Annotated in this window: 18 protein-coding genes and 1 pseudogene; 10 read left to right on the plus strand and 9 right to left on the minus strand. The window is 72.4% G+C overall.

Translation table 11 applies throughout. From position 1 onward, the window contains the following. The first annotated feature begins 145 nt into the window (after window positions 1–145). Window positions 146–610, plus strand: coding sequence for a VOC family protein (locus tag ACWCSV_RS02260; protein WP_451137927.1), 465 nt, complete (start codon window positions 146–148; stop codon window positions 608–610). Between the two features lie 133 nt (window positions 611–743). Next, entirely contained in the window at window positions 744–1364 is a 621-nt protein-coding gene (locus ACWCSV_RS02265) for a hypothetical protein (RefSeq protein WP_451137928.1), read from the plus strand. Window positions 1365–1386: 22 nt separating this feature from the next. Here ACWCSV_RS02265 and ACWCSV_RS02270 read toward each other — a convergent pair whose 3' ends face one another. Then, window positions 1387–2622 carry a THUMP-like domain-containing protein gene (locus ACWCSV_RS02270; RefSeq protein ID WP_451137929.1) on the minus strand — a complete coding sequence of 412 codons (1236 nt, stop codon included), beginning with the start codon at window positions 2620–2622 and terminating at the stop codon, window positions 1387–1389. Between the two features lie 154 nt (window positions 2623–2776). Here ACWCSV_RS02270 and ACWCSV_RS02275 point away from each other — a divergent pair, with 154 nt between their 5' ends. The 3 genes from ACWCSV_RS02275 to groL all read left to right on the plus strand — a co-directional run bounded on the left by ACWCSV_RS02275 (window position 2777) and on the right by groL (window position 6075). Continuing rightward, window positions 2777–3700 carry a polysaccharide deacetylase family protein gene (locus tag ACWCSV_RS02275; protein ID WP_451137930.1) on the plus strand — a complete coding sequence of 308 codons (924 nt, stop codon included), beginning with the start codon at window positions 2777–2779 and terminating at the stop codon, window positions 3698–3700. 345 nt (window positions 3701–4045) lie between these two features. After that, window positions 4046–4354 (plus strand): co-chaperone GroES, encoded by a 309-nt coding sequence (groES, locus tag ACWCSV_RS02280; RefSeq protein ID WP_028439209.1) that lies wholly within the window; start codon window positions 4046–4048, stop codon window positions 4352–4354. A 98-nt stretch (window positions 4355–4452) separates the two neighbouring features. Continuing rightward, window positions 4453–6075, plus strand: a complete 1623-nt coding sequence (gene groL / locus ACWCSV_RS02285; RefSeq protein WP_266705118.1) for a chaperonin GroEL — start codon at window positions 4453–4455, stop codon at window positions 6073–6075. 127 nt (window positions 6076–6202) lie between these two features. Here the strand turns inward: groL and ACWCSV_RS02290 are convergent, their stop codons facing one another. Beyond that, the gene (locus ACWCSV_RS02290; protein ID WP_451137931.1) at window positions 6203–6976 is read right to left on the minus strand and encodes an SDR family NAD(P)-dependent oxidoreductase; all 774 of its coding nucleotides are present in this window, start codon (window positions 6974–6976) and stop codon (window positions 6203–6205) included. Between the two features lie 356 nt (window positions 6977–7332). Here ACWCSV_RS02290 and ACWCSV_RS02295 point away from each other — a divergent pair, with 356 nt between their 5' ends. Beyond that, window positions 7333–8196, plus strand: a complete 864-nt coding sequence (locus tag ACWCSV_RS02295; RefSeq protein WP_451137932.1) for a Bax inhibitor-1/YccA family protein — start codon at window positions 7333–7335, stop codon at window positions 8194–8196. A gap of 122 nt (window positions 8197–8318) precedes the next feature. Beyond that, a complete protein-coding gene (locus ACWCSV_RS02300; RefSeq protein ID WP_451137933.1) occupies window positions 8319–8636 on the plus strand; it encodes a hypothetical protein in 318 nt (105 codons plus the stop codon). Window positions 8637–8661: 25 nt separating this feature from the next. Here ACWCSV_RS02300 and ACWCSV_RS02305 read toward each other — a convergent pair whose 3' ends face one another. The 3 genes and pseudogenes from ACWCSV_RS02305 to ACWCSV_RS02315 form a co-directional block, all read right to left on the minus strand. After that, window positions 8662–9579: a hypothetical protein gene (locus ACWCSV_RS02305; RefSeq protein ID WP_451137934.1), complete on the minus strand. Its 918-nt coding sequence runs from the start codon at window positions 9577–9579 to the stop codon at window positions 8662–8664. Between the two features lie 335 nt (window positions 9580–9914). Then, window positions 9915–11135 carry an acetyl-CoA C-acetyltransferase gene (locus ACWCSV_RS02310; protein WP_451137935.1) on the minus strand — a complete coding sequence of 407 codons (1221 nt, stop codon included), beginning with the start codon at window positions 11133–11135 and terminating at the stop codon, window positions 9915–9917. 560 nt (window positions 11136–11695) lie between these two features. After that, window positions 11696–12664 (minus strand): annotated as a pseudogene (locus ACWCSV_RS02315) (SGNH/GDSL hydrolase family protein); the annotation flags it as partial. 156 nt (window positions 12665–12820) lie between these two features. On the opposite strand from ACWCSV_RS02315, the gene ACWCSV_RS02320 reads away from it, so the two are divergent. The 3 genes from ACWCSV_RS02320 to ACWCSV_RS02330 all read left to right on the plus strand — a co-directional run bounded on the left by ACWCSV_RS02320 (window position 12821) and on the right by ACWCSV_RS02330 (window position 16484). Continuing rightward, window positions 12821–14224 (plus strand): cystathionine beta-synthase, encoded by a 1404-nt coding sequence (locus tag ACWCSV_RS02320; RefSeq protein ID WP_451137936.1) that lies wholly within the window; start codon window positions 12821–12823, stop codon window positions 14222–14224. Window positions 14225–14848: 624 nt separating this feature from the next. Next, a complete protein-coding gene (locus tag ACWCSV_RS02325) occupies window positions 14849–15697 on the plus strand; it encodes a MurR/RpiR family transcriptional regulator (protein ID WP_451137937.1) in 849 nt (282 codons plus the stop codon). 217 nt (window positions 15698–15914) lie between these two features. Then, window positions 15915–16484, plus strand: a complete 570-nt coding sequence (locus tag ACWCSV_RS02330) for a hypothetical protein (RefSeq protein ID WP_451137938.1) — start codon at window positions 15915–15917, stop codon at window positions 16482–16484. 85 nt (window positions 16485–16569) lie between these two features. Here ACWCSV_RS02330 and ACWCSV_RS02335 read toward each other — a convergent pair whose 3' ends face one another. From ACWCSV_RS02335 to ACWCSV_RS02350, 4 genes are all read right to left on the minus strand, one after another. After that, a complete protein-coding gene (locus ACWCSV_RS02335; protein ID WP_390966129.1) occupies window positions 16570–16944 on the minus strand; it encodes a roadblock/LC7 domain-containing protein in 375 nt (124 codons plus the stop codon). Between the two features lie 109 nt (window positions 16945–17053). After that, window positions 17054–17512, minus strand: a complete 459-nt coding sequence (locus ACWCSV_RS02340; RefSeq protein WP_451137939.1) for a roadblock/LC7 domain-containing protein — start codon at window positions 17510–17512, stop codon at window positions 17054–17056. Between the two features lie 38 nt (window positions 17513–17550). After that, window positions 17551–18348 (minus strand): transcriptional regulator, encoded by a 798-nt coding sequence (locus tag ACWCSV_RS02345; protein ID WP_451137940.1) that lies wholly within the window; start codon window positions 18346–18348, stop codon window positions 17551–17553. Continuing rightward, a complete protein-coding gene (locus ACWCSV_RS02350; RefSeq protein WP_451137941.1) occupies window positions 18345–18758 on the minus strand; it encodes a hypothetical protein in 414 nt (137 codons plus the stop codon). The genes ACWCSV_RS02345 and ACWCSV_RS02350 overlap by 4 nt, the downstream gene beginning before the upstream one ends. Window positions 18759–19178: the final 420 nt, after the last annotated feature.

The following is a 19178-nucleotide window of genomic DNA, read 5'->3' on the forward strand; positions in this document are numbered from 1 at the left end:
TCTCCTCCGGGGCCGCGCGCCGCCGTACGGGCGGCGGCCCCGCGTGTCCGATGAGTTCCGGGCCGCCGCCGGGTCTACCTTCCAGAGCCCCGGGACCGGCGACGGGCCCGGACACCACCCGGTGGGACCCCTGGAGGAGAAGACCATGCAGAAGATCACTCCCTGTCTCTGGTTCGACGGCCGGGCCGCCGAGGCCGCCGACTTCTACGTCTCCGTGTTCGGCGGCGACTCGCGCGTCCTGGAGACCAGCCACTACCCCGAGGGCTCCCCGGGCGAGGCCGGTGCCGTGATGACCGTGCGCTTCCTGCTCGCGGACCAGGAGTACCTCGGCCTCAACGGCGGACCCGCCTTCCACTTCACCGAGGCCCTCTCGCTCTCCGTGGACTGCGCGGACCAGGCCGAGGTGGACCGGCTGTGGGCGGCGCTCACCGAGGGCGGCGAGGAGAGCCGGTGCGGCTGGCTCAAGGACAGGTTCGGGCTGTCCTGGCAGATCGTGCCGCGCGCCCTCCCCGACATCATCGGTGGCCCCGACCGGGACCGTGCCGACCGCGCCATGAAGGCGATGATGGGCATGGGCAAGCTCGACGTGGAGGCGCTGCTCAACGCCTGACGGCGGACCCGGCGCCGGGCGACAGGCGGTCGGCGGCCGGCAACCGGTCGCCGTGCGCCGGGCTTTCTGGTCCGGAGGCGGCAACCGCCCACGGGCGTAGGGCCGTTGCCGACCGGTCGGTAGGGTCGGGGTCATGCCTTCCAGAGCCCCGCTGCCGCCGCCTCCGCCGCCCGTGGAGATCCGGTCCTGGCCGGACCGCGCCTCGCTGCTCGCCGACCGGGCCGAGGTCCTCGGCGCGCTGGTGAGGCTGCACGTCGGCGGCGGACGACTCGCCCTCCTCCTGACCTGGGGCGGACTCACCGCCCTCGGCTGGGCGCTCATCGGTTCGGCGATGGCCTTCATCGAGGAGTCCCCGGACCCGGTCAGCGAACTGATCGCGGGCGTCACCCTCCTCGCCGGCATCGCCGTACTCGTACCGGCGGCCGTCTTCCTCGGCCTCGACATCGCGCGGGCCCGCAAGGTCCGCGCGCTGCTGGCCGGCTGGGGCGCGCTCGACCGCGATCCCGACCGGGACGGGGCGCTGCGGAGGCCCGGGCTCGGGCTCGCCTGGCTGCTGGTGTCCTACGCCCTGTGCGCCGCCGGCCTCTTCGTCTGCTTCGCCGTCCCGGCGGCTGCCACGCCGGGCGAGGACCGGTACGGCCCGGTGGTCCTCGCCATGGGGGCCGGCCTCTGCGCATGGATCACCGGACTGACCGGCGCGGTCACCGCCGCCTCGTACCGCCGCTGGGTGGTGCGGGTGCTGGGCCGTGGCTGACCGTTCCCGCCGGGCGGGCTGATCAGCCGGCCGGCCGGAAAGGGCGGCCGATCAGCATGGTCGGGGCGCCGACGACCCGGGTCAGCAGGACCGTCGCGGAGTTCGGCCCCGCGAGCTTCATCCGGCGGCGCACCTCCTCCGGCTCCACCGCCGAACCGCGCTTCTTCACCGTCAGCACCCCCACCTCCCGCTCCCGCAGGAGCGCCTTCAGCCGCTTCATGTTGAACGGGAGCTGGTCGGTGATCTCGTACCCGGAGGTGTACGGGGAGGAGTACGGCTCGTCGCTGGTGACGTAGGCGATCGTCTCGTCGATCAGCCGCCCGTCGCACCGGGCCACGATGTCGGCGACCAGGCTGGCGCGGATCACCGCGCCGTCCGGCTCGTACAGATAGCGGCCGACCGGGCCCACCGGCGGGGCAGGCAGCGGGGAGCGGGTGGCAAGGGTGGCGCCGGACGGCAGCAGGGTCGCCCGGTAGGAACCGGCCTCGAAGCCCTCGCCGTACCAGAGCACCGCCTCCTTCACGTCCCCGCCGTCCGAGATCCACTCGGCCTCGGCCTCCGGGCCGATCGCCTCGTGCGGGATGCCCGGCGCGATCTTCAGGGCCGCGCGCGGGGCCTTGAGCGCGGCGGCGGTCGCCCAGGAGAGCGGCGGCGAGTACGCCTCCGGGTCGAAGATCCGCCCCCGCCCGCCGCGCCGGGCCGGGTCCACGAAGACGGCGTCGTACCCGGCGGTGTCGATGCCGGTCACGTCGGCGCACCGGACCTCGATCAGCCCGCCGAGGCCGAGCGCCCCGGCATTGGCGCGGGCCACCTCGGCGGTGAGCGGGTCGCGGTCGACGGCCAGCACCGCGATGCCCGCCCGGGCCAGCGCGATCGCGTCGCCGCCGATGCCGCAGCACAGGTCCGCCACCCGCCGCACCCCGCCCAGCGCCGCGAACCGTCCGGCGCGGTACGTGGCGACGGAGGTACGGGTCGCCTGCTCGACGCCGTTGGGCGTGAAGAACATCCGGTACGCGTCCTCGGCGCCGAACTTCGTCACCGCCCGCTGCCGCAGCCTGGCCTGCCCCAGGGCGGCCGAGACCAGGTCCGGGGCGTGGTCTCGGCGCAGCCGGGTGGCGGTGGCCAGTTCGCGCGCCGGATCGTGGTCCCGCAACTCGTCCAGGAGGGCGGTGCCCTCGGGCGTACGCAGGGCGGCGAAGGAGGCGAGCGGGCCGGTGGGGCCGTCACCGGCGGGGAGAGGTGCGTTCACCCGTCCCATTGTGGGCCAGCGGACGGCGGGGGCCGCCCCCGCCCGGGCTGTCCGCCAGGCGGGGGACCCGGCCCGACGGGCGGCGGTGTCGGGACGGGGAGCCGGGGACCGGCTGGCAGGATGCGGCGCCATGCAATCAGTACGACAAAAGGAAAAAATGACTATGAAGCGGCGCAGATCCGGCACGGTCGTCCTGGCGGCCCTGCTGGGCGCCGCCCTCGCCGCCGGATGCGGCCAGAGCCCCTCCGGTGGCGACCACTCCACCCGCCAGGGCGCGGCGGGCGCGGGCGGCAGGGCGGCGGCCGGAAAGGCCCCGCAGGCCGGCCCGGCCGGCGCCCTCGTCTCGTACGCCGAACGGCTGAAGCGGCGCCAGGCGCAGCGGGTCGCCGTCGCGAAGAAGTGGGGGCTGGCCGAGGTCCCGCTGGTCGCTCCCGCGCCGCCCGCCGAGAAGCCGGAGATCACCAGCCGCGAGGGGTTCGAGGTCGACGACGGCGAGGACCTGCCGCAGGTCTTCACGACCGTCCCCACCGACCAGCGGATCGTCTTCCTCACCATCGACGACGGGGCCGACAAGGATCCCGAGCTGATCCGGATGATGGACGAGCTGAAGATCCCGTACACCGCCTTCCTCAGCGACTACCTCGCGAGCGAGGACTACGGGTACTTCGCCGGGATGCAGAAGAAGGGCGTCACCCTCAACAACCACACCCTCACCCACCCCTACCTCCCCGGGCTCTCCTACGCCCAGCAGAAGAAGGAGATCTGCGACCAGCAGGACCGGATCGAGAAGCACTTCGGCAAGCGGCCGGTGCTCTTCCGGCCGCCGTACGGCAACTACAACCGCGACACCCTCGTCGTCGCCAAGTCCTGCGGGATCAAGGCCGTGCCGCTGTGGGCGGAGGAGGCGTTCCCCGACCACATGGACTGGCGGGAGTGGGACCGGGACCTGCACCCGGGCGACATCGTCCTCACCCACTTCCAGGGGCCCGAGCAGTGGAAGGGGACCATGGCCGACATGATCCGCAACGTCATGAAGGTCATCACGGAGAAGGGGTACGCGGTCGCCCGGCTGGACGACTACGTCTGACCCCCGGGGGGGCGCCCGGAACGCCGCGAACCGCCCCGGCGTTGTCCCCGTGGGCTCCCGGCGGAGACCGGGCCGGTACGGCGGAGGCGCGGCCCCGGCCCCGGGCGCGCCGCCGCCCGGACGGACCGCCCCGGCGCGCGGGCGGCGCCACGCACGGGTACTGAATTGGCACTCCGCTTGACCGAGTGCTAATCGCGGTCATAGTCTCGGTGCTGGCACTCCCCACTGGAGAGTGCCAGCAGTACCGCGCGACAGGGCAGGTCCGGCACCCGCGACGACGGATCCGGCCCGGCGCGACCCCAGACTGTTAAACCCCGTGAGATCTCCGAAGGGGGAGACCGGATCGTGTCGACCACCAGCTCCAAGGTTGCGATCAAGCCGCTCGAGGACCGCATTGTGGTCCAGCCGCTCGACGCCGAGCAGACCACGGCTTCCGGCCTGGTCATTCCGGACACCGCCAAGGAGAAGCCCCAGGAGGGCGTCGTCCTGGCCGTGGGCCCGGGCCGCTTCGAGAACGGCGAGCGCCTTCCGCTCGACGTCAAGACCGGCGATGTCGTCCTGTACAGCAAGTACGGCGGCACCGAGGTGAAGTACAACGGCGAGGAGTACCTCGTCCTCTCGGCCCGCGACGTCCTCGCGATCATCGAGAAGTAATTCACCCACATTTGCTGTGTGTTCTGCGCCCCTGGCCCCCTGCGAAATAACAAGCCGGGTGGCGAGGGGCGCAGTTCGTTCGAGAGGGAAAACAGCCCATGGCGAAGATTCTGAAGTTCGACGAGGACGCCCGTCGCGCCCTTGAGCGCGGCGTCAACAAGCTTGCCGACACGGTCAAGGTGACGATCGGCCCCAAGGGCCGCAACGTCGTCATCGACAAGAAGTTCGGCGCGCCCACCATCACCAACGACGGTGTCACCATCGCGCGCGAGGTCGAGCTCGACGACCCGTTCGAGAACCTCGGTGCCCAGCTGGTGAAGGAGGTCGCCACCAAGACCAACGACGTCGCCGGTGACGGCACCACCACCGCCACCGTCCTCGCCCAGGCGCTCGTCCGCGAGGGCCTGCGCAACGTCGCCGCGGGTGCCTCCCCGGCCGCCCTGAAGAAGGGCATCGACGCCGCGGTCAAGGCCGTGTCCGAGGAGCTCCTCGCGACCGCCCGCCCGATCGAGGACAAGTCCGACATCGCCGCCGTGGCCGCGCTCTCCGCGCAGGACCCGCAGGTCGGCGAGCTCATCGCGGACGCGATGGACAAGGTCGGCAAGGACGGCGTCATCACCGTCGAGGAGTCCAACACCTTCGGCCTGGACCTCGAGTTCACCGAGGGCATGGCCTTCGACAAGGGCTACCTGTCCCCGTACATGGTGACCGACCAGGAGCGTATGGAGGCCGTCCTCGACGACCCGTACATCCTGATCCACCAGGGCAAGATCGGCTCGATCCAGGAGCTGCTCCCGCTGCTGGAGAAGGTCATCCAGGCCGGCGGCTCGAAGCCCCTCCTGATCATCGCCGAGGACGTCGAGGGCGAGGCGCTCTCCACCCTCGTCGTCAACAAGATCCGCGGCACCTTCAACGCCGTCGCGGTGAAGGCCCCGGGCTTCGGCGACCGCCGCAAGGCCATGCTCGGCGACATCGCCACCCTCACCGGTGCGACCGTCATCGCCGAGGAGGTCGGCCTCAAGCTCGACCAGGCCGGTCTGGACGTGCTGGGCACCGCCCGCCGCGTGACCGTCTCCAAGGACGACACGACCATCGTCGACGGCGGCGGCGACGCCGGTGACGTCAAGGGCCGCGTCAACCAGATCAAGGCCGAGATCGAGAACACGGACTCCGACTGGGACCGCGAGAAGCTCCAGGAGCGCCTCGCGAAGCTGGCCGGCGGCGTGTGCGTGATCCGCGTCGGTGCTGCCACCGAGGTCGAGCTCAAGGAGAAGAAGCACCGTCTGGAGGACGCCATCTCCGCGACCCGCGCCGCGGTCGAGGAGGGCATCGTCTCCGGTGGTGGCTCTTCCCTCGTCCACGCCGTCAAGGTCCTGGAGGGCAACCTCGGCAAGACCGGCGACGAGGCCACCGGTGTCGCGGTCGTGCGCCGCGCCGCCGTCGAGCCGCTGCGCTGGATCGCCGAGAACGCCGGCCTCGAGGGTTACGTCATCACCTCGAAGGTCTCGGACCTCGACAAGGGCCAGGGCTTCAACGCCGCCACCGGTGAGTACGGCGACCTGATCAAGGCCGGCGTCATCGACCCGGTCAAGGTCACCCGCTCCGCCCTGGAGAACGCCGCGTCCATCGCGTCGCTGCTGCTCACGACCGAGACCCTGGTCGTCGAGAAGCCGGCCGAGGAAGAGGCCGAGGCCGGTCACGGCCACGGTCACTCCCACTAGTACGGTCGCCCGCCGGCTTCCGGGCCGGTGAGCGGTGCGAGGTCCGGTGCCCCCGTCGCGGGGGCACCGGACCTCGCCGTTTTCCGGGCGGGCGCCGCCGTTCGCCGGGCGGATCCTGCCGGTCGCCTCACTTCGGGCCGTACTTGCGTCCCGTCCGCGAGGTCATGTCGCCCAGCAGGCCGCGGGGGGTCACCTTCACCAGTCCCATCAGCGCCTTGTACCGCGCGTCCGGCACCGACACCGTCCGGCCGCGTGCCAGGTCGGCGAGGGCGGCGGTCACCAGCTTGTCGACGTCCAGCCACATCCAGCCCGGGATGTTCCCGGTGCCCATCCCGGCCCGCTGGTGGAACTCCGTCCGCACGAAGCCGGGGCAGAGCGCCATCAGCCGCACCCCGGACCCGGCCAGGTCCTTCGCGGCGCCCTGGGTGAACTGGACGACCCACGCCTTCGACGCCCCGTACGTACCGCGGGGGACGAACGCCGCGACCGAGGCGACGTTGACGATCCCGCCCCGGCCGCGCTCGCGCATCCCGGCCGCCGCGGCCGAGGTCAGCCGCAGCACGGCCTCGCAGTGCACCTTCAGCATCGCCAGCTCGTCGTCGAGCGGCACCTCCAGGTAACGCCCCTTGTTGCCGAACCCCGCGTTGTTGACGAGGAGTTCGACCGGATGGTCGCGGTCGCGGAGACGTTCCTCGACGGCCGCGATCCCGGCGTCCGCGGACAGGTCCGCGGTGAGCACCGTGGCCTCGATGCCGTGCCGGTCGTGCAGTTCGGTGGCCTGGTCCCGCAGCCGCTCGGTGTCCCGGGCGACCAGCACGAGGTTGTGCCCCTGTCCCGCGAGCCGCCGCGCGAACGCGGCGCCGATGCCCGCCGTCGCGCCGGTAATCAGTGCAGTCGTCATGCGCGGCACGTTAACGGTCCCGCCCCGGTCCCCGCGCACCCGTCCCACCCCCGCCGGTGCGCGGGGCGCTTCCGCCGGTTGACGTACGGCACCCGGGTTGGGTCCGGCTCCGGGGTCCCGCGTCAACACCGCGTGCCGCTCCGACCTCCCCGGAACGGGTTGTCCCGGCGCTTTCCGGGCAGGGGACCGGGAAACGGGAAGGGACGGAGAGGTGCGGGGGCGAAGGCCGCGGAGCCTGGACGAGGGTGATCCGGCGTTCCGAACCCGTAAAGATCCTCCCTCGGCACGAGGGTGCATCCTTTGCCTACCCATTACTCTGGTCGCAAGGCCACGCTGTGTGGCCATGGAGGAGTGAGATGAGGAGCAGCAACCCGGTCTTCTCGCGACGTGGGTTCAGCCGCGACAGCGGTACCGCGGGGTACGCGGCGCCGCAGGCCGGGGCCACCGTCACGGGTGAGAACCCCTACGCGCAGGGCACCGCCCATCCGTACGCCACCAACCCCTACGCACAGCAGACGCCGCCCGGGGTCCGTTCCGGTGCGATGACCATCGACGACGTCGTCAGCCGCACCGCGATGACGCTCGGCACGGTCGTCGTCGGCGCCGTGCTCGCCTGGTGGCTCCTGCCGATCGACACCGAGAACCTCGGCAAGTCCTACGGCATCGCCGTCGGCGCCGCGGTCATCGGCTTCGTCCTGTCGATGGTCAACTCGTTCAAGCGCAAGCCGTCTCCGCCGCTGATCCTGGCCTACGCCGCGTTCGAGGGCATCTTCCTCGGCGTCGTCAGCAACGTCGTCGACGCCTACGTCAGCCCCGGCGCCGCCATGCAGGCCGTGCTCGGCACCATGGCCGTCTTCGGCGGCGTCCTGCTCGCCTACCGGACCGGTCTCATCCGGGTGACCCGCCGCTTCTACGGCTTCGTCATGGCCGCCCTGATCGGCTTCGTGCTGCTCATGGTCGTGAACGCCCTCTTCGCCGTGTTCGGCGGCGGCGACGGCCTCGGCTTCCGCAGCGGTGCGCTCGGTGTCGTCTTCGGCATCGTCGCCATCGTGATCGGCGCCTGCATCCTCGCCCTGGACTTCAAGGTGGTCGAGGACGGCATCGCCTACGGCGCTCCGCGCGAGGAGGCGTGGACAGCCGCCTTCGGCCTCACCGTGACCCTGGTCTGGATCTACCTGGAGATGCTGCGACTCGTCGCGATCCTCAGCGGCGACGACTGATCCCGTACCGCTGACTCCGTAGCGCCGACTCCGTCGCGCCGGTCCACGGACGGCCCGCAGGCACTGTGTCTGCGGGCCGTCCGCGTGTGCCGGGGCGGGTGCGGGGCGCGTAGGGTCGCGGAGTGCTTGATACAACCCCCTTGATCACCGCCGTGGACCGTTTCGCCGACCGGCTGCGGGCCGCCCCGCAGAGCCGCCTCCAGCAGGGCACCGCCGCACGGGCGCTGGAGGCCGCGCGGGAGCTGAGCGCCCGCGCGCAGCGCGTGGAGCGGCCGGGGCAGGAGCCGTACGTCATGCCGGACGGCGGGATGTTCGGCGTCGGGGACCAGGTGGCCGTCGCCGGCCACGATCTGGCCGTGGCACTGGAAACGGCCCCGCCCGAGGAGCTGGACGAGGCCGTGCGGTACGTGACGGAGGCGGCGGCGGAGGCCTTCGCGTAGAGGCCTTCGTCCGGAGCGGGCCGGGTCAGAACGAGGCGATGACCCGGTCCGCGAGGATGTAGACGTTGTCCGCGCCGCAGGAGAAGGTCAGGGCGTAGGCACCGGAGACGCCCGAACCGCCCAGCAGGACGGGCTGCTCGCCCGCGCGCAGCGAGTCCGCGAGCCGCTCGGCCGTCTCCCGGTGGCCCGGGGTCATACAGAGCGTGGTGCCGTCGGCGAAGACGTACACGTCCAGGGTGCCGAGCGGACCGGGGCGTACGTCCGCCAGCGCGGTGCCCGTGTCGGCGAGCTCCTCCAGGCGGTTCACCGTGCGCTCGTGGTCGGTGATCACCGGCGTCCGGACCGGGACGAAGTCCGGGTGGGACGGGTGACGGCGACGGGCGGCGGCCAGCTCCGGCGAGTCGTCGGCGAACTCCGCCGCCCCCGGCTCCTCCGCCAGCTCGGCGAACTCCTGCATCGCGTCGGTCACGGCCGCGTCGTCGGGGTGGGCGGGACGGTCCGCGAAGGCGGTGAACGCCGTCTCGCCGGTCTCGTCGGTCTCGTCCGCCTCCTCGGCGTACGGGAAGGTCAGCGCCTCCAGGCCGGCGAAGTCCGCCTGCCGGGGCAGGAAGTACGCGGCGTCCTCGCCCAGCCCGGCCAGTCCGCCCAGCAGCGACGGGGCGTCGGCCGCGTCACGGGCTTCCTGCGCCGCCCAGAAGGCGCGCGCCTCGGCCAGTTCCCGCTCCCGTTCCTCGGCGAGGGCCTCGGACACGGCCGCGCGTATCTCGTCGGCGGGCGCGGCGCCGGTACGGCTCTGCGCAGGCACCGTACGGGCGCGGTCCCTGTCCCGGGCGAGCTCGTCGCGCAGCCCGGCGATCTGCCGGTGCAGCCCGCGAGCGGAGTACACGGCAGCGGCGCCCACGGCCGTGGCGGCGGCGGTGGTCAGCAACAGGGCAAACGACATGGCGCTCACTGACATACTCCCGGTCTCTATCGATACCCCCGACTTCCTACATCAGCTTGTCCCGTCCCTCTGCTCGTCGTCAGTGCAAAACGTCATGAACTGGACGGGGCTTTGGTCCCGGCGCATCCGGCCGGTCCGCTCTGACCTGCGGAAACGATGACGTCGGGGGACGCACATCACATCCTGGGACAGATTCGGTCACGGTGCGGGCTCGGCGGGGTTCGCCCGCGAGCCACGGCGGCGCACGCGAAGGGGCCGGGCGGAGGGAATCCCTCCGCCCGGCCCCGGCCGGGCCACTGCCGTGAGCCGGGCCGGGGCCGGCCCGGACCGGCGGATCAGCTGAGGCGCTCGATGACCATGGCCATGCCCTGGCCACCGCCGACGCACATGGTCTCCAGGCCGAACTGCTTGTCGTGGAACTGGAGGCTGTTGATCAGGGTGCCGGTGATGCGGGCGCCCGTCATGCCGAAGGGGTGGCCGACCGCGATGGCGCCGCCGTTGACGTTGACCTTCTCCAGCGGCAGGCCGAGGTCCCGGTAGGAGGGGATGACCTGGGCGGCGAAGGCCTCGTTGAGCTCGGCGAGGTCGATGTCGTCGATGGTCAGCCCGGCCCGCTTCAGCGCCTGCTTGCTGGCCTCGACCGGCCCGTATCCCATGATCTCGGGGGAGAGGCCGGAGACGCCGGTGGAGACGATCCGGGCGAGCGGGGTCAGACCCAGCTCGCGCGCCTTGGTGTCGGACATGATCACGAGGGCGGCGGCGCCGTCGTTGAGCGGGCAGCAGTTGCCCGCGGTGACGAGGCCGTCGGGGCGGAAGACGGGCTTCAGCCCGGAGACGCCCTCCAGCGTGACGCCCGCGCGCGGGCCGTCGTCCTTGGCGACGACCGTGCCGTCCGGCGTCGTGACCGGGGTGATCTCACGCTCCCAGAAACCGTTCTTCAGGGCTTCCTCGGCGAGGTTCTGGGACCGTACGCCGAACTCGTCCATCTCCGCGCGGCTGATGCCCCTGAGCCGGGCGAGGTTCTCCGCGGTCTGCCCCATCGAGATGTACGCGTCCGGGATCAGCCCGTCCTCGCGCGGGTCGTGCCAGTCCGTGCCGGTCGCCTCGGCGCGGGCCGCGGTACGCGCCTCGGCCTCGGCGAAGAGCGGGTTGCGGGTGTCCGGCAGGCTGTCGGAGTTCCCCTTGGCGAAGCGGGAGACCATCTCGACACCGGCGGAGATGAAGACGTCGCCCTCGCCGGCCTTGATGGCGTGCAGCGCCATGCGGCTGGTCTGGAGCGAGGAGGAGCAGTAGCGGGTGACCGTACAGCCCGGCAGGTGGTCCATCCCCATCTGGACGGCGACGATGCGCCCCAGGTTGTTGCCCTGCTCGCCGCCGGGGAGGCCGCAGCCGAGCATCAGGTCGTCGATGTCCCTCGGGTCCAGCTCGGGGACCTTCGCCAGAGCGGTCTGGATGATGGTGGCGGTCAGGTCGTCGGCCCGGAGGTCCTTGAGCGACCCCTTGAAGGCACGGCCGATGGGCGAACGGGCGGCAGAGACGATCACGGCTTCGGGCATCACGCGGCTCCATGGGGAGGGGAAGGCTCAACGACGGTACGGCCGTGGCCGGGCGGGACGCGACCGGACGGCCGGTCGGGCGGCCGGCGGGACCGCCGCAGACGGCGGCCCCCCGCCGGACCGTTCCGGCATCACTGTCTGGGAAGTTACCCGGCGGCCAGGCCGGGGTCACCGGCCTGGCCGTGTGATGCGGGCCTCTTTTCTAAGCGCTTGCTCAGCCTGCTCGGAGCGGGTCGGGCCGTGCACGCGCCGTTCGGCCTCCCGGTCCGACGCCCCGCCCGCCACGCCCCGTCCGCCACGCCCACTCACGGGCGCCGCCGGGCCGCCCGTGCCCGCGCGTCGGCGTTCGCCCCGGGGACGGCGGGACCGGAACCGGAGCCGTGTGCCTGGTCCGCCCCCGGGCCCTGCGGCGTACCGGTCTCCCCGGGCCGCTGCCCGTCCGGCGCGCGCTCGGGCCGGTGCCCGGGCCGGTCCTCCGGCTGGTGCTCCGCCGTACGCTCCGGTGGGTGTTCCGCTTCGTCCGGGTGCTCCGTCGCCCGGCCCGTCGTCCGGTCCGCCGGGTGCGGGTGGGGCTCCGTGTGCGCGGGGAGGCGCCGCCGCCTGCGGTGCTTGAGCAGGGCCCAGGGAGCACGTGCCCCCGTGACCTCCGTACCGGCCTCCCGGGCCGCCTGCGACGCGGCCTTCGCCACCGGCAGCATGTCCTCGCGCCGCGAGCCGTCGAGGTGGTCCGTCTCGGGCCAGAGCCCGAGCGCCGCGCAGAGCGTCGGAAGCACCGCCATGGCGGCCGTGGCGTACCCCTCGGCGGAGGGGTGGTAGTTGTCCGGGCCGAAGAGCTCGCGCGGGTTCGCCTCGAACTCCGGCCCCAGCAGGTCGCCCAGCGAGACCGTGCGGCCGCCCTGCTCCACCGCGCCGATCGTCTGGGCCGCCGCCAGCTGCCGGCTGACCCGGCGGGCCAGGTACCGCAGCGGCTGGTAGACCGGCTCGATCGTGCCGAGGTCCGGGCAGGTCGCCACGACCACCTCCGCGCCCGCCGTCCGCAGCCTCCGCACGGCGGTGTTCAGACAGCGCACCGACTGCGTGGCGGGCATCCGGTGGGTGACGTCGTTCGCGCCGATCATGATCACGCACACGTCCGGATGACCCGACGGATCGGCCAGCAGCAGAGCCACCTGCCGCTCCAGATCGTCCGACCTGGCCCCCGGCAGGGCCACGTTGCGCATGTCCACCGGCCGCTCGGCGACCGCCGCGAGCCCCGAGGCGAGCAGCGCCCCCGGTGTCTGCCCGGCCCGCCGCACCCCCTGACCGGCCGCCGTGGAGTCACCGAGGAGAGCCAGCCGGAGCGGGTCGGCGGGCCCGGCGAAGGCGACGCCGTACCGCCCGTCCGCACTCGGAGGAACCGGGGCGATACCGCCGCCCACCTGCCGCTTCGCGAGCTGCACCTCGGCCAGGACGAGGCCGACCGTCGCCGCCCCGATGAGCCCGATGCTGCCGCCGCCGAACGCGGCGCCCGCCGCGATCCGCCGTGCCACTCTTGCCGTCGACACCGTGCGGTCCACCTCCTTCTCGCCACTCAGCCGTACACGTACGTACCTGCCCCGCAGGGGGCCGCGTCCAATCGCTTCGCCCAATGTGGTGCCCGTACGCATACTCTGGGCCGGACCATCTCGGAGATCCCGGAGTACACGGTGAAATTCCACGATTCGATGATCAGTCTTGTCGGCAACACCCCGCTGGTCAGGCTGCGGAACGTCTCGGCCGGCATCCAGGCGACCGTCCTGGCCAAGGTCGAGTACTTCAACCCCGGCGGCTCGGTGAAGGACCGCATCGCGCTGCGCATGATCGAGGCGGCGGAGAAGAGCGGCGAACTGCGGCCCGGCGGCACGATCGTCGAGCCGACGAGCGGCAACACGGGCGTCGGCCTCGCCATCGTCGCGCAGCAGAAGGGGTACAAGTGCATCTTCGTCTGCCCCGACAAGGTCTCCATGGACAAGATCAACGTGATGCGCGCGTACGGCGCCGAGGTCGTCGTCTGCCCGACGGCCGTCGATCCCTCGCACCCCGACTCGTACTACAACGTCTCCGACCGGCTGGTCCGTGAGACCCCCGGAGCCTGGAAGCCCGACCAGTACTCCAACCCCAACAACCCGCGCTCCCACTACGAGACCACCGGTCCCGAGCTGTGGGAGCAGACGGAGGGGCGGATCACGCACTTCGTCGCGGGCGTCGGCACCGGCGGCACGATCACCGGAACCGGCCGCTATCTCAAGGAGATCAGCGACGGCGGGGTCACCGTGGTCGGCGCCGACCCGGAAGGCTCGGTCTACTCCGGCGGCTCCGGGCGCCCTTACCTCGTGGAGGGTGTCGGCGAGGACTTCTGGCCGTCCGCCTACGACCGGACCGTCACGGACGAGATCGTCGCCGTCTCGGACAAGGACTCCTTCCAGATGACCCGCCGCCTCGCCAAGGAGGAGGGGCTCCTCGTCGGCGGCTCCTGCGGCATGGCGGTCGTCGCGGCACTGGAGGTCGCCCGGCGGCTCGGCCCCGACGACGTGGTGGTCGTCCTGCTGCCGGACAGCGGACGCGGCTACCTCAGCAAGATCTTCAACGACGAGTGGATGGCCGACTACGGCTTCCTGGAGGACACCGGCCCCTCCGCCCGCGTCGACTCGGTGCTCGCCCACAAGGAGGGCCCGATGCCCTCGCTCGTCCACATGCACCCGGACGAGACGGTCGGCCAGGCCATCGAGGTCCTGCGCGAGTACGGCGTCTCCCAGATGCCGATCGTGAAGCCGGGCGCCGGGCACCCCGACGTGATGGCCGCCGAGATCGTCGGCTCGGTGGTGGAGCGCGAACTCCTGGACGCCCTGTTCACCAGGCGGGCCCAGCTCACCGACCCGCTGGAGAAGCACATGTCGGCGCCGCTGCCGCAGGTCGGATCCGGCGAACCGGTCGAGGACCTGATGGCCGTGCTCAGCGGCTCCGGCGGGTCCGACGCCGCGATCGTGCTGGTCGAGGGGAAGCCCAAGGGGGTCGTGAGCAGGCAGGATCTCCTCTCCTTCCTGGCGAAGGAGAGCGGCGTCACCGTCTGATCCCCCCGGGGCACCGTCCGGCGCCGTCGGGTCCCGTCGCAGAACTGGTACGAGCACGTCACGTCCACGCAGCACCCGCTTAACACGCGTCCGGCACATTGGTGGGTGTCGGCAGGGAAACCCGCCGGCACCACATACGGCGACATGGACTACGGAGCGGCTCCCGGACCTCCAAAGTCGCCAGGACGCGAGTGCCCGGCCCTGACCCGGACCGCGTCCCTCGCGGGGACCGCCGTCGTCCCGCCCCCCGGGCGACCGGGGGTGCGGCGGTCCCCGCGACATACTTCCGGCGACGGCCGGCCGGATTCACCGGCCGGCCGTCGGCGCGTTCGGCGGCAGGGTCCGACTGTCGCCCCGGCTCTGCCGCCTCTGGCCGGCCGCCTTGGCCCTGGCACTCCGGCCCTGGCACTCCGGCCCTTGCGCTCCGGCCCTGGCGCCTTTGCGCCACTTCCCTCCGCGTACCCGGCGCACCTGGCGTTTCCGCGCCGGACCCCGCCGCGTTCCCCGCTGCCCGCCGCTCCTCTGTATATGGACATGCACACCGCTTGCTGGCTGAATGGACGCGACGGCGGCGGATCGCGTCATGCCCGCGCCGCGACGGGGACGGACGTACGGAGGCAGAGCATGGGCGGGAGCGGACCCGCGGCACGGTTGCAGCGGCTCTTCGAGGGGCGGCGGCTCACACCGACCCAGCGCCGGATCGCCCACTCCCTGGTACGCCGGGCCGCCGACGCCCCCTTCCTGTCCAGCGTCGAACTCGCCGAACTGGCCGGAGTCAGCCAGCCCTCCGTGACCCGGTTCGCCGTGGCGCTCGGCTTCGACGGGTACCCGTCGCTCCGCCGGCACCTGCGGGAGACCGGGCCCGCCGACACCGACGGGGAGACCGGCGCCGAGGACCCGTACAACGCCTACCAGCAGGCCGTCCACGCCGAGATCGAGAACCTGCGCCACCTCTCCGAACTCCTCGCCGACCCGGAGCCGGTGGAGCGGGCCGGACGGCTGCTCGCCGCGTCGAGCCCGCTCCCGGTGCTCGGGCTGCGCGCAGCCTCCTCGCAGGCCCGGGGGTTCGGCTACTTCGCCGCCAAGGTGCACCCCGACGTCCGGGTGCTCGACGAGGGCGGTTCGATGCTGCACGACCGCATCGACACCGCCCGCAGGGCCGGCGCCGAGGTGCTCCTCTGCTTCGCGCTGCCCCGCCACCCGAGGGAGACCCTGGACGCGCTCGGCCACGCCCGCGAACAGGGGCTCACCACGGTGACCGTCGCCGACTCGGCCTTCGCCCCGGTCGCCGCACTCAGCGACCTGCTCATCCCGGCCCCGGTCGGCACCGGCCTCGCCTTCGACACCGCCTGCGCCCCGATGCTGCTCGGCCGGGTCCTGCTCGAGGCGATGTGCGACGGACTGCCGGACGCGCAGGCCCGGCTGGAGTCCTTCGACGCGCGGGCGGCGGCGCGGGGGCTGTTCGTGGAGTAGGGGGCCGTCCCTTCACCGGCGGCCGTCCCTTCACCTGCGGCTGCGCTTCCAGCTGCGCCTCCACCTGCGGCCGTCCGCTCCCAGCCGCACCCGCGTACCTGTGTGATGTCCCGTTTCTCAGACGGGACTCAGATAAACCCACTAATCTCCGCGCCCAGAGGAACCGGCCCGGGGACAGCCCTGAGGCGCCGGTGGGTACGCGGAGAGGGGTACGGACATGGGGCGCGGGGCGCAGTCGTTGGCGAGGGTGGCCGTGATCGTGCGGGCCGGGGCCGCACCCCTGTGGTGGCCGGGGCTCCTGGTCGTCGTCGTGGGGGCGCTCGTCCCCGCCGGGACGGGCCGCCGGATCGGACTGCTCACGGGCGCGGCCCTCTTCGTCGTCACGCTCGCCCTGGTGGCGACGGTCGGGGTCAAGCGGTACGCGGAGCTGGCGAAGGGGTCCGCCCGGGCGGGGCGCACCGACGTGCTCCAGGACCGGGCCGTGACCGTACGGAACTGGCGGCGAGCCCACCGCTGGTGGCTGCTCGGCGCCTTCCTGGTCGCCCTCGGCCTCGGCTTCCTGCTGCCGGGGGCCGGCGGGATGGTGCTGGCCGGGGCGGGTGCGGGGCTGCTGCTGCGGGCCGTACGCGTCGGACGGCTGGAGCAGCGCGAGGACGTCCTCTACTGGGTGCGTACGGACTGGGTGAAGCACGGCCGGCCCGCCGGCAAGCAGGTGAAGGCGTACCGGACGACCGGGCCGGCGGCGGGCGACGCACGGGCCGGCGGTGCGCGCCGGGTCGCCGTGTGACCCGGCCCGAACACGTCGATGCCGCCGTCCCCTTCGTACGGAAGGGGCGGCGGCATCCGCGCGTCCGGGCCGGGTCCGGTGGTCCTCAGACCTCCAGTTCGGCCTCGATCCGCTTCAGCTGGTGGCGGGCCATCGCGAGGTTGGCGCGGTTGGAGTCCAGGACCAGGTAGAGGAAGAGTCCGTTGCTGCCGCGGGTCTTGAGCAGCCGGATCAGGTGGTACTGACCGCTGAGCGTGATCAGGATGTCCTCGATCTCCTCCTTGAGGCCGAGGTGGTCCATGGTGCGCAGCTTGGCGCGGACGACGTCGGTGTTCCCGGCGGCCGCGACTTCGAGGTTGAAGTCCTTGCCGCCGCCGAGGGTGCCCAGAGCCATGCCGCTGGTGTAGTCGACGAGAGCGACACCGAGGGATCCCTCGATGGACGACATCGCTTCCTTGAGCGCGGTTTCGGTGTTGGCCATGAGTGCTCGTTTCCTTTCCCTGACCGGTCGGGGTGACCGGATCTTCTTCTGTGTGATGGTTCAGTCCTGGCTGTGGAGTGTGGGGGCGCCCCGGTTCGGTCCCGCCGCCCTACACGGGGCGTTGCGGCAGCGCACGGGTCTGCGCGGGGCGGGCCGGAGGCGGGGGCGGGGTCCGCTCGACGCGGTCCAGGGCGGCGTCGACGAGTTCCCCGACCCGGGCGCTCGCCCGGCGGCCCTCCAGGTGGAGGCGGCCGACGTTGATGCGGTCCTCGGCGAGCAGGGTCAGTACGGCGGACGAGCCCGCGGCGTACGTCGCGATGTAGCCGGACTCCCCGCGGACCAGGAGCTCCCGGAATCCGGCGCGGCCGGTCGCCTCCGTCATCCTGATCGCGACGCCGAGCGCGGCGGCGGTCAGGGCGGCGACGCCCTCGGCCTCCACACCGGGGGTGTCGTGGGCCAGCACCAGACCATCGGTGCTGGCGGCCAGCGCACCGCCGATGAGGGGCACCCGGGCCCGCAACCGCTGGAGTTCGTCGAGGACGTCCTGCAGTTCAGCCTCGGGCACCATCAGCTGTCTCCTCCCGGCACGCTGTCTGAGCGCGCGTATCACAAGCCCTCCAATGCATCTCGGAGCCGGCGCAGCAGGGCGACGTCCGGGTCGGACGTGACATCGGGAAGCACGACCCGGCCGGGCGACGCCGCCCCCGGCAGCACCGCTTTGCGGACGGGCTCGACGAGCCCGGCGGCGGCGAGCCTCCGCAGGTCGACCAGGGTGTGGAAGGCCGAACGCCCCAGGACCTGGGCGATGTCGGAGGCCGTCCGTACGCCGTCGACCAGCTCCAGGACATGCCGCTGGCGCGACGGCACCGGGCTGTCCACCGGGTGCGCGGCGCGGACGAGCGGGGAGCTGTCGGTCAGCGCGTCCGGCCAGATCCGGTCCAGCAGCTCACGGCGCCGGAGCGTCTCGCGCTCGACGGCACCCACGGCGACGGGCCGGACCGGACCGATCCAGTGGGACACGCCGTACCGGAACCTGGTCGGCGTACGGGTGGGGGCGAGGACGAAGAAGGCGGCGTCGTAGAGCGCGCCGAGGTGGCACAACTCCAGCGCGCCGCCCGGTACATGGCCGCTGTCGACCAGATAGCGGCCGACCCGTTGACCGGCTCCCGCCTGGGCGACCGCGTCCCACCAGCGTTCGTGGCGCAGCGCCCCGCCCGTGGTGAGCAGGACGTCGATGCCGGGGGTGGAGGGGCTCTCCGCGTGCACCACCTTCCCGTCGGCGAGGTAGAGCGTGCCGCGGTCGCGCATCAGGGCGCCGGTGGCGCGTTCGGCGGCGAGCCGCTGGAGCATCGGGGAGAGGACGGCGGCCTGGTCCACCTCGGGGGGCGTCGTCCTGGTGCTCATGCCAGGACCAGCCGTTCGGCCAGTTCGCCCAGGCGTATCCGGGCGAGGGCGAGGTTGCCCTCGGTCCGGTCGAGCCAGAGATGGAGGAAGACGCTGCTGTCGAAGACCGTCTCCACGAAGCGGATCACGTGGTAGCCGGTGTGCGTCGTGATGATGACGTCCTCGACCGGAAGGCCGGTGCGGGTGTTCGCGTCCGTCCGGCCGTCGGCATACGGGCTGAGGGTGAAGGCGGGTTGCTCGGCCGCCATCCGGGCCACCTCGGCGGTCTCCGCCGCGGTCGCCTCGTGGTCGCCGTTGGGCGAGTCACCGATGGTGCCGAGGGCGAGGCCGCTCGTCCAGTCGACGACCGCGGCGCCCCGGGCTCCTGGCAGCCTCATGACTTCGAGCAGGCACTCGTCGATTCCCGGCACCGCGGCTTCCCCTCCAGGCAATGGCGTTCGGAGCTGTGATCCTGAGGCTACGCACGGTGGCCGGTCCTGGGGGGGTGGTTTGGCATTTTCCAGTGGTACATGCGGCGGGCGGTGTAAGGGAATTGAGGAGAAGGCGTAAGGGAGAAGTCTGACAAAAGGAGGGATGCGGACGGAAGGGCACGTCATTGATTGATCGATCTGCTCCGGTTCTCTGCGGTATTCGACGTTTTGTGTCCGAGGATGCGTGAGTGAAAGCTTTTGCTGTCTGGAAAACGCCGGGATGGCGTGAAAGCTGCATGGGGCTTCGGGGCGGTGTCCGTGTGTCACGTGTCAGCTTTCCGGGCCGCTCTCGACCGCTCGGTTTCGGCCGCCTCGCCCTGGCCCTCACCCTTGGCCGCCCCGCCCCGCCCCGCCCCGCCC

Source organism: Streptomyces sp. NPDC001770, from assembly GCF_053596135.1.

Excerpts from the sequence above, each read along its gene's own strand:
- ACWCSV_RS02295 (WP_451137932.1), top strand. The coding sequence starts at position 7,333 with ATGAGGAGCAGCAACCCGGTCTTCTCGCGACGTGGGTTCAGCCGCGAC.
- ACWCSV_RS02270 (WP_451137929.1), bottom strand. The coding sequence starts at position 2,622 with ATGGGACGGGTGAACGCACCTCTCCCCGCCGGTGACGGCCCCACCGGC.
- ACWCSV_RS02290 (WP_451137931.1), bottom strand. The coding sequence starts at position 6,976 with ATGACGACTGCACTGATTACCGGCGCGACGGCGGGCATCGGCGCCGCG.
- ACWCSV_RS02305 (WP_451137934.1), bottom strand. The coding sequence starts at position 9,579 with ATGTCGTTTGCCCTGTTGCTGACCACCGCCGCCGCCACGGCCGTGGGC.
- ACWCSV_RS02265 (WP_451137928.1), top strand. The coding sequence starts at position 744 with ATGCCTTCCAGAGCCCCGCTGCCGCCGCCTCCGCCGCCCGTGGAGATC.
- ACWCSV_RS02260 (WP_451137927.1), top strand. The coding sequence starts at position 146 with ATGCAGAAGATCACTCCCTGTCTCTGGTTCGACGGCCGGGCCGCCGAG.
- ACWCSV_RS02310 (WP_451137935.1), bottom strand. The coding sequence starts at position 11,135 with ATGCCCGAAGCCGTGATCGTCTCTGCCGCCCGTTCGCCCATCGGCCGT.
- ACWCSV_RS02335 (WP_390966129.1), bottom strand. The coding sequence starts at position 16,944 with ATGGCCAACACCGAAACCGCGCTCAAGGAAGCGATGTCGTCCATCGAG.
- ACWCSV_RS02275 (WP_451137930.1), top strand. The coding sequence starts at position 2,777 with ATGAAGCGGCGCAGATCCGGCACGGTCGTCCTGGCGGCCCTGCTGGGC.
- ACWCSV_RS02340 (WP_451137939.1), bottom strand. The coding sequence starts at position 17,512 with ATGGTGCCCGAGGCTGAACTGCAGGACGTCCTCGACGAACTCCAGCGG.
- groL (WP_266705118.1), top strand. The coding sequence starts at position 4,453 with ATGGCGAAGATTCTGAAGTTCGACGAGGACGCCCGTCGCGCCCTTGAG.
- ACWCSV_RS02345 (WP_451137940.1), bottom strand. The coding sequence starts at position 18,348 with ATGAGCACCAGGACGACGCCCCCCGAGGTGGACCAGGCCGCCGTCCTC.
- ACWCSV_RS02325 (WP_451137937.1), top strand. The coding sequence starts at position 14,849 with ATGGGCGGGAGCGGACCCGCGGCACGGTTGCAGCGGCTCTTCGAGGGG.
- ACWCSV_RS02330 (WP_451137938.1), top strand. The coding sequence starts at position 15,915 with ATGGGGCGCGGGGCGCAGTCGTTGGCGAGGGTGGCCGTGATCGTGCGG.